Annotated in this window: 13 protein-coding genes; 11 read left to right on the top strand and 2 right to left on the bottom strand. The window is 62.8% G+C overall.

Annotated elements, in window-relative coordinates:
- The 8 genes from C9427_RS07475 to C9427_RS07510 form a co-directional block, all read left to right on the top strand.
- The coding region (locus tag C9427_RS07475; protein WP_107648498.1) for a MurR/RpiR family transcriptional regulator at nt 1-563 on the top strand (563 nt) is incomplete at its 5' end.
- Nucleotides 547-1,437 (top strand): N-acetylmannosamine kinase, encoded by an 891-nt coding sequence (locus C9427_RS07480; RefSeq protein WP_107648499.1) that lies wholly within the window; start codon nt 547-549, stop codon nt 1,435-1,437. The genes C9427_RS07475 and C9427_RS07480, both read left to right, overlap by 17 nt.
- 87 nt (nt 1,438-1,524) lie before the next feature.
- Entirely contained in the window at nt 1,525-2,241 is a 717-nt protein-coding gene (locus C9427_RS07485; RefSeq protein WP_107648500.1) for an N-acetylmannosamine-6-phosphate 2-epimerase, read from the top strand.
- On the top strand, nt 2,238-3,254 hold the full coding sequence (locus C9427_RS07490; protein WP_107648501.1) for a Gfo/Idh/MocA family protein: 1,017 nt from the start codon (nt 2,238-2,240) through the stop codon (nt 3,252-3,254). Before C9427_RS07485 ends, C9427_RS07490 begins: the two co-directional genes overlap by 4 nt.
- Before the next feature lie 65 nt (nt 3,255-3,319).
- Nucleotides 3,320-4,612: an ABC transporter substrate-binding protein gene (locus tag C9427_RS07495; RefSeq protein WP_107648543.1), complete on the top strand. Its 1,293-nt coding sequence runs from the start codon at nt 3,320-3,322 to the stop codon at nt 4,610-4,612.
- A gap of 81 nt (nt 4,613-4,693) precedes the next feature.
- The gene (locus C9427_RS07500) at nt 4,694-5,566 is read left to right on the top strand and encodes a carbohydrate ABC transporter permease (protein WP_245437019.1); all 873 of its coding nucleotides are present in this window, start codon (nt 4,694-4,696) and stop codon (nt 5,564-5,566) included.
- Nucleotides 5,566-6,378 carry a carbohydrate ABC transporter permease gene (locus tag C9427_RS07505; protein WP_107648503.1) on the top strand — a complete coding sequence of 271 codons (813 nt, stop codon included), beginning with the start codon at nt 5,566-5,568 and terminating at the stop codon, nt 6,376-6,378. Before C9427_RS07500 ends, C9427_RS07505 begins: the two co-directional genes overlap by 1 nt.
- 9 nt (nt 6,379-6,387) lie before the next feature.
- Nucleotides 6,388-7,449 carry an ABC transporter ATP-binding protein gene (locus C9427_RS07510; RefSeq protein ID WP_107648504.1) on the top strand — a complete coding sequence of 354 codons (1,062 nt, stop codon included), beginning with the start codon at nt 6,388-6,390 and terminating at the stop codon, nt 7,447-7,449.
- A 292-nt stretch (nt 7,450-7,741) separates the two neighbouring features.
- On the opposite strand, the gene C9427_RS07515 is transcribed toward C9427_RS07510, so the two are convergent.
- On the bottom strand, nt 7,742-9,304 hold the full coding sequence (locus tag C9427_RS07515; RefSeq protein WP_107648544.1) for a GMC family oxidoreductase: 1,563 nt from the start codon (nt 9,302-9,304) through the stop codon (nt 7,742-7,744).
- 156 nt (nt 9,305-9,460) lie between these two features.
- Nucleotides 9,461-10,069, bottom strand: coding sequence for a GntR family transcriptional regulator (locus tag C9427_RS07520; RefSeq protein WP_245437020.1), 609 nt, complete (start codon nt 10,067-10,069; stop codon nt 9,461-9,463).
- 244 nt (nt 10,070-10,313) lie between these two features.
- On the opposite strand from C9427_RS07520, the gene C9427_RS07525 reads away from it, so the two are divergent.
- From C9427_RS07525 to C9427_RS07535, 3 genes are all read left to right on the top strand, one after another.
- Nucleotides 10,314-11,150, top strand: a complete 837-nt coding sequence (locus C9427_RS07525) for an alpha/beta fold hydrolase (RefSeq protein WP_107648545.1) — start codon at nt 10,314-10,316, stop codon at nt 11,148-11,150.
- 41 nt (nt 11,151-11,191) lie between these two features.
- Nucleotides 11,192-12,331 (top strand): FAD-dependent oxidoreductase, encoded by a 1,140-nt coding sequence (locus C9427_RS07530; RefSeq protein WP_107648506.1) that lies wholly within the window; start codon nt 11,192-11,194, stop codon nt 12,329-12,331.
- Between the two features lie 67 nt (nt 12,332-12,398).
- The gene (locus C9427_RS07535; protein ID WP_107648546.1) at nt 12,399-12,992 is read left to right on the top strand and encodes an amino acid synthesis family protein; all 594 of its coding nucleotides are present in this window, start codon (nt 12,399-12,401) and stop codon (nt 12,990-12,992) included.
- Nucleotides 12,993-13,041: the final 49 nt, after the last annotated feature.

Below are 13,041 nucleotides of genomic sequence, written 5' to 3' on the forward strand. Positions count from 1 at the left end.
CAGACGACATCCAGCGGCTGGTCGAAACCGCCATCATGTCGCTGCGCGAGACCGAGCAGTTGATCGTGCGGGAAGACATCGCCACCGCCTCGCGTAAGCTTCTCGGCGCGACTGCGGTCGAATGCTTCGGCATCGCCGCTTCCGCCGTGACGGCGCAGTACCTCGCCTACAAGATGACGCGCATCGGCAAGTTCAGCCGCGCGATGGGCGACGCGCATCTGGCGGTGATGGCGGCGGGAACCGCCCAGCCGGGCACTGTGCAAGTGGTGATCTCGAGCTCGGGCTCGACCATCGATGCCGTGCGCATCGCCGAGCTCGCGCGTTCCAAGGGTGCCTTCGTCATCGGCATCTCCAACCGTTCGAAGAGCCCGCTGATCGCCGCCTGCGATCTCGCGCTGATCGCTTCCTGGCCGGAGACGCCGCTCACCGGCGGAGCGTTCCCGTCGAAGATCAGCCAGTTGCTGATCGTCGATGCGCTGGTGGCCGAGATGATCAGGCAGGATCCGAAGCGGCTGGTCGAACTCAGCCGCACGGCGGAGGTCGTGAGTGACCGCAGCTTCTGATTTGCCGGTGCTCGCCATCGACATTGGCGGCACCAAGATCGCCACCGCCGAGGTGAGCGGCGGCAGCAGTATCGCCAACCGGCGCCAGGCGCCGACGCCGCGCACCGGCAGGGGCGACGATCTCATCGCAGCCATCGCCGAGCTGGCGCAGGACGGCGGCTTCGGCGCGGTCGCCGTCGCCACCACCGGCATCGTGCGCGACGGCGCGCTGACCGCGCTCAACCCTCAGACCCTGCCGATCGAGGACGGCTACCCGCTGGCTTCGGTGATCGAACGCGCCTTCGGCATGCCGCCGCTCGTCGTCAACGATGCGCAGGCGGCCGCCTGGGCCGAATACACGCTTGGCGCCGGTAAGGGTTTTCGCAACTTCGCCTTTTTCACCGTCTCCACCGGCATTGGCTGCGGCCTTGTCGTGGATGGCAGGCTGCAAAGCGGCGCCACCGGCCTCGCCGGCCATGTCGGGCATACGCGCTCCGAGCCTGGCGGCATTCTCTGCGGCTGCGGCCGGCGCGGCTGCCTGGAGACCGTCGCTTCCGGTACGGCGCTCGCACGGCTCGGCAGCGAACGCCTCGGCCGCAAGGTCGCGGCGCCCGATGTGTTCTCGGCGGCCGCGAAGGGCAACGGCGTTGCCACCAAGATCATTGCCGGCGCGGTCGATGCGCTGGTCAACGGCTTCGCCGACCTGACGGCTTCGGTCGATGTCGACTGCTTCGCCATTGGCGGCGGCGTTGGCCTCGCGCCTGGCTACATCGAAGCGTTGCGGGTGCGTTCGCTCGATCTGCCGCAAGTCTACCGGCGCCCCATCGTTGCAGCGCAGGCCGGCGCCGATGCTGGGCTGCTGGGCGCAGCCATGCTCGCCCGATTAAGAATATGACGGAAATTTTCATCTAAAATATCTTCTTGACAAAAACTTTCATCAACGTTTGATTGGCGGGGTAATGCTCTACCAGGAGATGCCCCGGTGCAGGCCAAGCAGGGCGATTTGCTCGCCACACTCGTCGGAACGATGGTCGTGTCCTGCCAGGCCGAGCCCGGCATGCCGCTCGACGCTCCCGGCCACATCGCGGCCATGGCATGCTCCGTCGTGCTGGGCGGCGCTTCTGGCATCCGTATCGAAGGCGCAGCGAACATCGCCGCTGTCCGCAAGATGGTGAAAGTTCCGGTCATCGGCCTGATCAAGGCGAAGCGCGACGACACCGAGGTCTACATCACGCCCTCGCTCGACGACGTCGCTGCGGTTGTCGAGGCCGGCGCCGACATCGTCGCCATCGACGCTACCAGCCGGCCGCGCCCGGCCGAGTTGAAGGATATGTTCGCCGCCGTCGCGGCAAGGGGGCGGCTCTCGATGGGCGATGTCGCCACGCTGGACGAAGGCCGGCGAGCGCTCGATTCCGGCGCCGACCTCGTCAGCACCACTATGGCCGGCTACACGGATTACTCCAGCGAGCAGCGCGGCCCCGCCTTCGACCTGATGGAAGAGTTCGCCCGCGCCGGCCTGCCCTTCGTCGCAGAAGGCCGCATCTGGAGCCCGCAGGAAGCCGTCCGCTGCTTCCAGCTCGGCGCCCGCTTCATCGTTGTCGGCGGTGCCATCACCCGGCCCGATGCCATCTCCCGCCGTTTCGCCAACGAAGTCGCCGCCTGGAGCGCCCGGCCGCAACTGAAAAGGAACCCCAAATGATCAAGCGCCGCCGCGTCGCTGTCATCGGTGCTGGCTTCATGGGTTCCATGCATGCCGGCATCTTCGCCAACATGGTGGGCTCCGAACTCGCGGCCATCGTCGACCCCAACCGCGCGCTTGCCGAGGCCGTGGCGGCGAAGGCACCCGGCTGCAAGATCTATGACAGCCATCAGGCGCTGCTCAGCACGGAGCGCGATCTCGATCTCGTCTCGATCTGCACGCCCGACAACCTGCATCTGGCGCCCGCCGTTGCGGTGGCAGAAGCCGGCATCAACGTCTTTGTCGAGAAGCCCATTTCCTCGAAAGTCGAGGACGCCAGGGCCATCATCGCCGCCTGCGAGGCGGCCAAGGTCAAGCTTGGCGTTGGCTATCTCTTGCGCTTCGACCCGCGCTACGCGGCTGCCAAGGACCTGATGATTTCGGGCCGGATCGGCGATCCGATCCACATCTATGCCCGGCGCAACAGCGCCCGCACCGAAGGCCCGAAGCGCTATGGCGGCAAGCTGCCGCTGGCGCTGCATGTCACCGTGCATGACGTCGACATGGTGTTGTGGATGCTCGAGGGCCAGCAGCCGGTCTCGGTCTATGCCCAACAGACCGACAGGCTGCTCGGCAGCTCCGGCACGCAGGACAGCATCGCCGCAATCGTTCGCTTTTCCGGCGGCACGGTGGTCAATTTCGAGAGTGCCTGGTCGCTGCCCTCCGGCGCGCGCCACATGATCGACGCGCGCATGGAACTCATCGGCACCGATGGATCCTTCGAGGTTCAGTGCGGCGACAGCGGGCTCTACTTCGCGAGCAACGAGGGGTCGCGCGAGATCGACACCCAGCACTGGCCTCTGCTCAACGGCCGCATCGACGGCGACCTCGCGCGTCAGCTCAGCGGCCTGATCGACTGGCTGGACGGCGCGGCGATGCCGATCGCCACCGGCCAGGAAGCCCTTCGTTCGCTCGAACTCACCCTTGCGATGATGCAATCGGCCGAGAGCGGCGAAATCGTGCGCCTCGGTTAATCTCAAGCAAACCGATGGCGCGAAACTGAACGAGGCCAAGCGGCCCAACAATGGGAGACGAAAACATGCTGAATAGACGCAATGTGTTGATGCTTACCGCGGCGGTGGCCGCACTTGTCACGGCCTTGCCGGCCGCGGCCGACGAGAAGACCTTTAACGGCGTGCAGATCTCGGTGCTGCTTGAGGGCCATCCGACCACCGACGCTATCCAGAAGATGCTGCCGGAATTCAAGGACAAGACCGGCATCGATGTGGCAATCGAAGTCGTTCCTGAGGCCGATATCACGGCGAAGGAGCTTTTGGAGTTCTCCTCCAAGTCCGGCCGCTACGACGTCGTCCAGAACAACATCATCTATCTGCCGGGTTTCGTGAAGTCCGGCTACATCGTGCCGCTCGATGATTTCCTGGCCAAGCACAAGGAGAATTTCGACAAGGCCGATTTCGTGCCCGGCTACTTCGACACCAACGTGCTCGACGGCAAAGTCTACGGCCTACCGGTCTATGGCGAGAGCACCTTCGTCATGTACCGCAAGGACCTGTTCGAAAAGTACGGGCTGGCGGCGCCCAAGACCTTCGAGGACATCGAGAACGCCGCAAAGACCCTCTCGGAGAAGACCAACAAGGAGATTGCCGGCATCACCATGCGCGGCCAGCAGGGCATCCAGGGCGTCTATGTCTGGGCGGCCTATCTGTGGGGCTTCGGCGGCTCCTTCCTTGGCGCAGACGGCAAGTCGGCGCTGGCGACACCGGAAGGCATCGCCGCGCTCGACGCCTTCACCAAAGTGCTGAAGGACTATGGCCCGGTCGGCGTCGCCAATTTCGGCTGGGAAGAGAACCGGCTGCTGTTCCAGCAGGGCAAGGCGGCAATCACGCTCGATGCCACCGTTAATGGCGCCTACAATGAGGATCCTGCGGTCTCGACCGTGGTCGGCAAGGTCGGCTACGTGCCGGTGCCGATGAAGTCTGCTTCGCCCAAGGGCGGCTCGTCCTCGCTGGCGGTGCATTCGATGTATGTCTCGGCCGAATCCAAGAACCAGGAGGCGGCAGCACTCTTCGCCGCCTGGGCGACCGCCAAGGAGCAGCAGCTGAAGTCGATCGAGACCGATCCGAATTCCGGCGTGACCTCGCTCTCGGCGCTCAACAGCGACAGTTTCGGCAAGCGCTACGGCGCCTTCAAGGAAGGCATGATCGCCGCCATCAACGGCGGCAATCCGCAATATCTGCCGACAGTGGAACAGGCGAACGAGATCATCAACAACACAGGCATCGCCGTCTCCAAGGCGCTCGCCGGAACCGCAAGCGCCGCCGATGCCTTGAAAGAAGCCGACGACGCCAACAACGCCGCGCTCGCCCGCTAAGGGGAAGAGGCGTGCCCTGCCGCGTGCGCTCCCTGTGCGCGGCAGGGCGAGATCAATGGCGAGGTTGATGGATTGAGCACCGTGGCCACAGCGTCGGATCCGACCAGGCATTTCTTCCAGCCGGTTATCGTCTGCCTCACCGTGGCTTCGGTGGCGCTGACGCTGTTCGTGATCTGGATATCGCTGCACGACCTCTCGCTGATGCGGGCAGGGCGGGAAAAATTCATCGGGCTGGACAACTATCTCCGCTTCCTCGGCGATCCACGGGCGATGGCCGCACTCTGGCGTACCGTGCTGTTCACGACGCTGGCCACGGTGATCGAGATCGCCCTCGGGCTTGCGGTGGTGCTTTTCCTCGACCGGGATTTCGCCATGAAGCGGCTGGTGCGGACGCTGCTTCTGGTTCCCATCATCATGACGCCGGTGGTGGTTGGCCTCACCTGGCGCTTCCTCTTCGACCCCGCCACCGGCATGGCGAACTACCTTTTGTCGCTGGTCGGCATCGCCCAGGTCGACTGGCTGGGCAGCCCACGGATCGCGCTGTTTGCGGTGCTGATCGCCGACATCTGGCAATGGACGCCTTTCGTCATCCTTCTGGTGATGGCGGCGCTTGAATCGGCACCGACCGATCCGCTCAACGCCGCCCGCGTCGACGGCGCCCGCGAATGGCAGGTCACCTGGTATGTGCTGCTGCCGATGCTGCGCCGGGCGCTCGCCATCGTCGCGCTGATCCGGGCGATCGACAGCATCAAGGCCTTCGACCTTTTCTACATCATGACCCGCGGCGGCCCGGCGCTGTCGACCGAGACGCTGAACTATTACGGCTACATTGTCGCCTTCACCAATTTCGACATTTCCTATTCGCTCGCCGTCGCCATCATCCTGACCATCTTCACCAACGTCGCGCTCTTGACCATGTACAGCGTGCTGTTCCCCAAGACGGGAGACCGCTGATGGCAAGGCGCGCGCTGTTCTATGTCGGGCTTGTCCTGCTTTTGCTGGCGGTGCTGTTCCCGCTCTATTGGGTGGTCGTCACCTCCTTCAAGACGACGCGCGATGCTTTCGCCATCCCGCCCGTCTGGCTGTTCAGCCCGACGCTCGACAACTACCGCACGGTGTTCGCCAATCGCGGTTTCCTCAGCGCTTTCGCCAACTCCTTCACCATCTCGATCCTCTCAAGCGCTCTTGCCGTGGCCATCGGCTCGATCGCCGCCTACGGGCTGGCGCAGCAGCCGGCCGAGCTGCGCCGCTCAAAGGAAAAATTCATCCTCAGCCTGCGCATTGCGCCGGCGCTGCTTTTCGTCATCCCGATTTACTATCTGGCGACCCGCATCGGCGCGCTGAACAAGCACTGGTTGCTGATCGCCGCCTATGCCTTCGTCAACGTGCCCTTCGCCATCTCGCTGCTGATCACCTTCTTCGACGACATTCCGAAGGAATTGCGCGATGCTGCCCGCGTCGACGGCGCGCGCGAGTTCAGGGTCTTCTGGCACATCTATTTGCCGGCGGCGCGGGGCGGCATCGTTGCCACGCTGATCCTGTGCGTGTTGTTCACCTGGAACGAGTTCTTCGTCGCTCTGGTGCTCACCGGCCGCGACACGCAGACGCTGCCGGTTTCGATAACCTCGTTCCTGACATTCCAGGGTATCCAGTGGGGCGCGCTGACCGCGGCCGCCACCCTCATCATGCTGCCGATGATCGTGCTCGGCGTCCTGGTGCAGGGGCAGATCGTACGCGGCATGACGCTTGGCAGCGTGAAGGGATAGGAAGTTTCGATGGCGCAACTCTCGATCAGGTCGGTATCGAAATCCTACGGCGCGGTTCAGGTTCTGGACGACGTCTCAGTCGAGGTGGAGGAGGGCTCGTTCGTCGTGCTGCTCGGCCCGTCCGGCTGCGGGAAGTCGACGCTGCTACATGCGATCGCCGGGCTCAACCCCATCGATTCGGGCACCATCGTCATCGGCGACCGCAACGTCACCAAGCTTCCCGCGCGAGACCGTGATGTCGCCATGGTGTTCCAGTCCTACGCACTCTATCCCACCATGACGGTGGCGCAGAACATCGCCTTTCCGCTGAAGATGCGTGGCCTCGACCGCAGAACTTCGGACGAGAAGGTGGCGGGTGTAGCGCGGCTGCTGCAGATTGAGCCGCTCATGTCACGGCTGCCGCGCGAGCTTTCCGGCGGCCAGCGCCAGCGCGTCGCCATCGGCCGGGCGCTGGTGCGCGATCCACGCCTGTTCCTGTTCGACGAGCCGCTCTCAAACCTCGACGCCGCCTTGCGCACCGAGCTCCGCGCCGAGATCAAGCGCCTGCACCAGTCGATCCGCCGCACCATGGTCTATGTCACGCATGACCAGACCGAGGCGTTGACGCTGGCCGACAAGATCGTCGTGCTGAAGGCAGGCAAGATCGAGCAGACCGGCACGCCGCTGTCGCTCTACGACGATCCAGACAATGCCTTCGTCGCCGGCTTCATCGGCACGCCACGCATGAATTTCCTCAAGGCGACGGTGGCGGATGACGGCAAGGCACTGCTCGCCGGCGAGGCGAGGGTGGACATAACGCATCTGGCAACGAGGCTGGAAAACGGCCGCGCCGTCACGCTCGGCATCAGGCCCGAACATCTCGACGAGAAGGATGGCGTGACTCTCTCGCTATCAGTTGACGTCACCGAACACTTGGGATCGACCTCCTACGTGCACGGCGCCCTGGCGAGCGGCGAGAGCGTGGTTGCCGAACGGCGCGAGGACCAGCCGGGTTTCGGCGAGACGATCACGCTGCGCTTTCAGTCGACCCGCGCGCGGGTGTTCGATGGAGAAGGAAGCCGCATTCGCTGACGCCCCACCCAGATTTGTGCACAGTAAGTTCGCAAGGGAGAGAGGGGCTTCGGTCTGATCGGCTTAACGTCCGCGCAGCTGCAAAATTTCCGTATCGCTCACCGACGTTGCCGAACCGCTCGCCGCGGCGATCGCGCTCACCGACCGCACGCTGGCCCGCAAGAGCCGCGCGCATCTGCCGTGCCTGCATGTCGGACTCAAAGCAATCTTGTCCCGAAGGACGAGCCTGCAACGGCCGCGATCTTCGCGAGGAATGATGAGATGAACCGGTCAAGAACATCAGCCCTTCGGGTCAAGATTGTAGGGTTTCCCGGTGCCATCGAGCGAAGGTCTCGGCGATCGCGAGGACCGCAGCATGAATCGGTCCTGCGGTTAGGTTGGGCATAATCGACGCATCCACGACATAAAGATTGTCGAGCGCCTTGAGTCGTAGATTTGCATCGACGACGGCGTCCGAGTCCTTACCCATCCTGCAAGTACCGCAGGGATGATGGTGTGTGATAACCGACCGCGCGATGAAGTTGTCCATCTTGGCCGCATTGTTCAGGGTGCCTGGCAGGAGTTCGCGCTCTCGCCAGCCGGCGAGTTCATCTCTATGCCCGATTGTCCGTGCTGCCTCGAGAGCTTGGCGAAACAGCTCGCGGTCCCGACCGGTTTGCAAGTATGCCGGGTCGATTAGCAATCGATCACCGAGCTCAGGCCCGCTTATACGCACGCTGCCGCGGCTCGTCGGATGGGTGATCCCGAACAGCAGCGTGTAGGCCGTGCCGGCGGCAGGCGCTTGGAAGCATTCGGACACGATCGGCGCGATGCCGCAACCAACGACTATTTCAGGCTGCCCGGCAGCGGTGAAGTTGTCAGCTCGCATATAGGCCATCGACTCCGAATGTTGGAGGCGCGATGGAGGAACCGGCTCGCGGGCCGCATAAAGGTTGCCGGCACCAAGCAGGTGGTCCTGAAGGTTTCGACCGATTTCAGGCATATCGATCAGGCAGCCAACGCCCGCGGCATCGAGCACATCGTGCGGACCGATACCCGAACGCATCAGCAAAGCCGGACTTTCCAGCGCTCCGGCACAAAGTACAATTTGATCCGCAAAGACTTCGACCGAACCCTGTCGCCCTACGACCTCGAGGCTGCGGACCTGATTGCCCTCCAAGTTGAGCCGCCGCACCCGGGACCCCGTAAGGATGGTTAGGTTCTTGCGACCTCGAACCGCCTTTGTGAGCCAGGCGTCCGCCGTCGTAACCCGCCGCCCGTCGCGAATGTTCAAGGAGTTCGGGGTGACACCGATCATCTCTCCGCTGTTGTGGCCCTCAAGGCGAGGCAGACCTAACGCTGCGCCTGCCTCGATGAAGGCACGAGCAAGCGGACTTACTTCGTCCGCCGGTAAATGGATCGGCAACGGCCCGCCCTTGCCGTGAATGCCGTCGCCACCAAGCGGGTGGTTTTCAATAGCCTGGAAAACAGACAGCAGTTCATCCCAACTCCATCGGCGATCCCCAGTCGTGTCGACCCAAGCCTGGAAGTCGGAAGGATGACCGCGCATGTAGCCCATCGCGTGCAGGCAACTCGAGCCGCCGATCAACCGCCCGCGCGCCCAGTGGTGCACCCGGCCTGCGGTGCCGGCTTGCGGCTCCGTGCGATAGTCCCAATCATAGCTGCGGCCCTGAAGCGCCGGCCAGGCAGCGGGGTTCCAGATGTCTGGGTCTGCCGCCTCCTCGCCTGCCTCGATCAGCAGAACGCGACTGTCCGGCTCTTCACTCAGTCGCGCGGCAAGCAACGTACCGGCCGACCCACCGCCGACGATGACGATATCGGAATTCGGTTTGCGCTCAGCATTGGCCCCGGTCATCAACACTCCATCTGCCACTTGCTGGCTTCGATAGCCGGCATGTCTGACACCGACATGGTGAAGACCCCGCGCACTGATCTGCGTTCGGCAGATACCCGATCCGAAACGTCATGAAGGACTTCGTGTCTCAGACGGAACTACAGTCTTTCGAAGAACTCAAAGCCCGCTGTCCATGGATATCTTCGCTGCCGCTTTCGCCTTCAAGACATGCTGTTTGGAGGCTTTGCGGGCGGCTTTCTCGTCGCCGGCGGCGATGGATTCGAATATCTCTCTCATCTCCGCCAGGCTGCTTTGTGCTCTGCCGTCCAATGACATCGATCGTCCTCGAAAGAAGCTTATCCTGGCCACCAGACCGCGATGCACTTCCTCCAGGATCGGATTCCCGCAATTCGCGAGTATGATTGAATAGAAGTCTGCGGCGGTCATGACCTGCGCCAGGCTGTCATTGCTGGATGCCGCCTCCTCGAACGCGGAAAGAGATTTCTCAAGTTCACGCAACTGTTCCGGGGAAATTCTCAACGCGCATCGTCCCGCTGCCTCGACTTCCAACAGCTCTCGAACCTCGTAGATGGCGGTTGCCACCTCCCACGAAAGTGCCGGTATCGATGGCCCGCGGTTGGGTACAATCTCGATCAGGCGCTCGGCCTCAAGACTGCGCAAAGCCTCCCTCAGCGAGGGGCGGCTGATGCCGAGTTGTGTGCACAGTTGACTTTCGACAAGGCGGCTTCCCGGCTGGAACAACCCGGAGAAGATGGCGAGCCGCAACTTGTCGACGGTCTCCCGTTGCACGGTCCGTGGCGAAATTCGCAAATTCAAATCTGGGGGCATCGATAACGTCTCATGGGCTTTTGAGTCGCAAGCTGAAGCAGCATACGCCACGCTGTCGAAATTTGACAGCAGGATAGCCAGATTGTCAAATCTGAAGATTGCAAGAATGTCAGACAATCGGCTTGACGCGACCCCGGCTTATATGATCCTTTTGCAAGAGACGGGCAGCGGAGGCGAGATCATGGACATGGCGGCAGACATACCTTCCGACCACTTCATCTCGCGACGCATCGACATTGGCCGCATCACCTTGAACGTGCGCGAGAAGGGCAACGGCCCATCGATGCTGTTCTTCCACGGCATCACCTCCAACTCTGCCGTCTTCGAGCCGTTGATGGCCCGACTCTCGGATCGGTTTACGACCATAGCGGTTGACCAGAGGGGGCACGGTCTCAGCGCCAAGCCCGAAAGCGGCTACGAAGCCGATGACTACGCGGACGACATTGCCGGCCTGTTACGGACTCTCGACCGGGGCCGCGCCATCCTGGTCGGACATTCGCTCGGTGCTAGAAATTCCGTCACGGCCGCAGCGAAATATCCGGACCTGGTACGGTCGGTCGTCGCGATCGACTTCACGCCGTACATCGAGACTGAAGTGTTCGACGCGCTGGAAGCGCGAGTAGTCGCGGGGGACCAGCTTTTCGATAATGTGGCGGCCGTCGAAGCGTATCTCGCCAGGCGCTATCCCAATATTCCCGCTGATGCCATCAAGATCAGGGCCCAAAGTGGCTATCAGACGGTCGAAGGGGGGCTGCGGCCACTAGCCTCCGCCGCGGCTATGGCTCAGACCGCCAGGGGCCTTCGATCGGACCTAGCGGCGGCCTTTCGGGAGGTCACGAAACCTGTTCTCATAGTTCGCGGCGAGGCCAGCAAGCTGGTCTCGGCGGCGGCGTTGGCGAAGACAAGTCGGCTGCGGCCTGATCTGCCTGTCGTCGTCGTTCCGGGCGCCGACCATTACGTCAACGAGGTCTCTCCCGAGATCACGTTGAAAGCCATCACGAACTTCATAGACGCCTGACGGCCAAGCGCCGTCTTCTTTTACGCAGCAGGATCCAGACAATGGCCAACGTAAACAAAACTTCGGGCAAAGCGCGTCGTGCCGAGGTCGCCGGTGGCGGCTTTGCCGGTCTGACAGCCGCCATCGCTCTCAGGCAGAACGGTTGGGATGTCAGGCTGCACGAAAAGAGCGCGGAGCTCCGGGCATTCGGAGCGGGCATCTATCTCTGGCACAATGGCCTGCGCGTGCTCGAAGGGCTGGGCGCCCTGGACGAGGTTCTCGAAGGCTCGCACACGCCTCCCACCTACGAGACCTGGATGCATAACAAATCCGTTTCCAAGGAAACGTTCAATGGTCTGCCCTGGCGGATCATGACGCGCAGTCACCTCCACGACGCTCTCGTCAATCGCGCCCGTGCCCTGGGTGTCGACATCCGCGTCAATTCCGAAGCAGTCGCCGCCAATCCGGACGGACGTGTAACCCTCCAGAACGGCGAGGTTCTCGAAGCAGACTTGATCGTCGGCGCCGATGGCGTTGGCTCCAAGGTCAGGGATTCCATCGGCTTCAAACAGGATCGATGGGTTTCAAAAGATGGTCTCATCCGACTGATTGTCCCGCGCATGAAGAAGGAGCTCGGTCATGGCGAGTGGGACAACACGATCGACATGTGGAATTTCTGGCCGCGCGTTCAGCGCATTCTCTACTCGCCCTGTAATGAGAATGAGCTCTATCTGGGCCTCATGGCTCCGGCCGCCGATCCTCGCGGATCAAGCGTTCCGATCGATCTCGAAGTCTGGATCGAGATGTTTCCTTTCCTGGAGCCATGCCTGATCGAAGCGGCGAAGCTGAAAACCGCCAGGTACGACAAGTACGAAACGACCAAGCTGGATAGCTGGACAAGAGGCAAGGTCGCCCTTGTTGGAGATGCCGCACATGCAATGTGCCCGGCTCTTGCCCAGGGCGCTGGTTGCGCGATGGTCAACGCCTTCAGTCTGTCGCAGGATCTGGAGGAAGGCTCTTCAGTCGAAGATGCGCTCGTCGGGTGGGAGAAGCGCGTTCGCCCGATCACGGATCGCTGCCAGGCCCTGTCTGGCGACTATGCGGCGAACCGCTCGCTCTCGAAGGGAAACATGTTCACGCCAGCGGCGCTGGAAGCTGCGCGCTACGATCCGCTGCGCCGCGTCTACTCATGGCCGCAATGATGCCGGGGAAGCCGGTGGCCAATCATTGGGCGTGCAGAAGCTGCGCGCTCCCCTTCAGGAGATGAAGATGCATTATTCCAGTCAAGTCGAACGAGATTATGATGTCCGGGGATGGTACTCCTCGGTCCAGGAATGCCGGCATGACGGCGGCGCGCCCGGCGAAACCCTCGTCAAGGTCGCGACCGGCGTTGTTATACGCAATCCGTTCGCCGGGAAGTTCGTCGCCGAATTGTCCGATCTGACCGACCCGAGTGCAGCGATCGGTCATGCGCTGGGAGAGCGGGCCGTCGCGCTGCTCGGCAACCGGCCTGTCGAAAGCTATGGCAAAGGTGGCATCGCAGGGACCGCCGGCGAGCAGGAACATGTCGTCGCCTGCATCACCACTGTGTTCGGCGATCCGCTGAGGCAGCAGGTGGGCGGTGGCAAAGCCTGGATCTCTTCGGTCAGCAAGGTGGCCGTTGCCGGGACCGCCATCGATATTCCGCTTGCCCACAAGGACGAGCTTTACATCCGCTCCCACTACGACGCGATCACCTTTTCCGTGCCGGATGGCCCGCGCCCGGACGAGCTTCTGATCTGCGTGGCTGTCGCATCGGGTGCGCGCGTGCATCAACGCGTCGGCGGCAAAACCGTCGCCGACCTCAAGGCAGCCGCCGTCTAGTTCGATCGAAATTGGTGAAAGGACGAAGTTTCCATGCCGCTTAATATCA

Source organism: Mesorhizobium helmanticense, assembly GCF_003034915.1.
Taxonomy (GTDB): domain Bacteria; phylum Pseudomonadota; class Alphaproteobacteria; order Rhizobiales; family Rhizobiaceae; genus Mesorhizobium; species Mesorhizobium helmanticense.

What these genes read in the sequence shown, in the direction of transcription:
- C9427_RS07495 (WP_107648543.1), top strand. Translation starts at nt 3,320, where the DNA reads ATGCTGAATAGACGCAATGTGTTGATGCTTACCGCGGCGGTGGCCGCA.
- C9427_RS07490 (WP_107648501.1), top strand. Translation starts at nt 2,238, where the DNA reads ATGATCAAGCGCCGCCGCGTCGCTGTCATCGGTGCTGGCTTCATGGGT.
- C9427_RS07515 (WP_107648544.1), bottom strand. Translation starts at nt 9,304, where the DNA reads ATGACCGGGGCCAATGCTGAGCGCAAACCGAATTCCGATATCGTCATC.
- C9427_RS07530 (WP_107648506.1), top strand. Translation starts at nt 11,192, where the DNA reads ATGGCCAACGTAAACAAAACTTCGGGCAAAGCGCGTCGTGCCGAGGTC.
- C9427_RS07510 (WP_107648504.1), top strand. Translation starts at nt 6,388, where the DNA reads ATGGCGCAACTCTCGATCAGGTCGGTATCGAAATCCTACGGCGCGGTT.
- C9427_RS07525 (WP_107648545.1), top strand. Translation starts at nt 10,314, where the DNA reads ATGGACATGGCGGCAGACATACCTTCCGACCACTTCATCTCGCGACGC.
- C9427_RS07505 (WP_107648503.1), top strand. Translation starts at nt 5,566, where the DNA reads ATGGCAAGGCGCGCGCTGTTCTATGTCGGGCTTGTCCTGCTTTTGCTG.
- C9427_RS07535 (WP_107648546.1), top strand. Translation starts at nt 12,399, where the DNA reads ATGCATTATTCCAGTCAAGTCGAACGAGATTATGATGTCCGGGGATGG.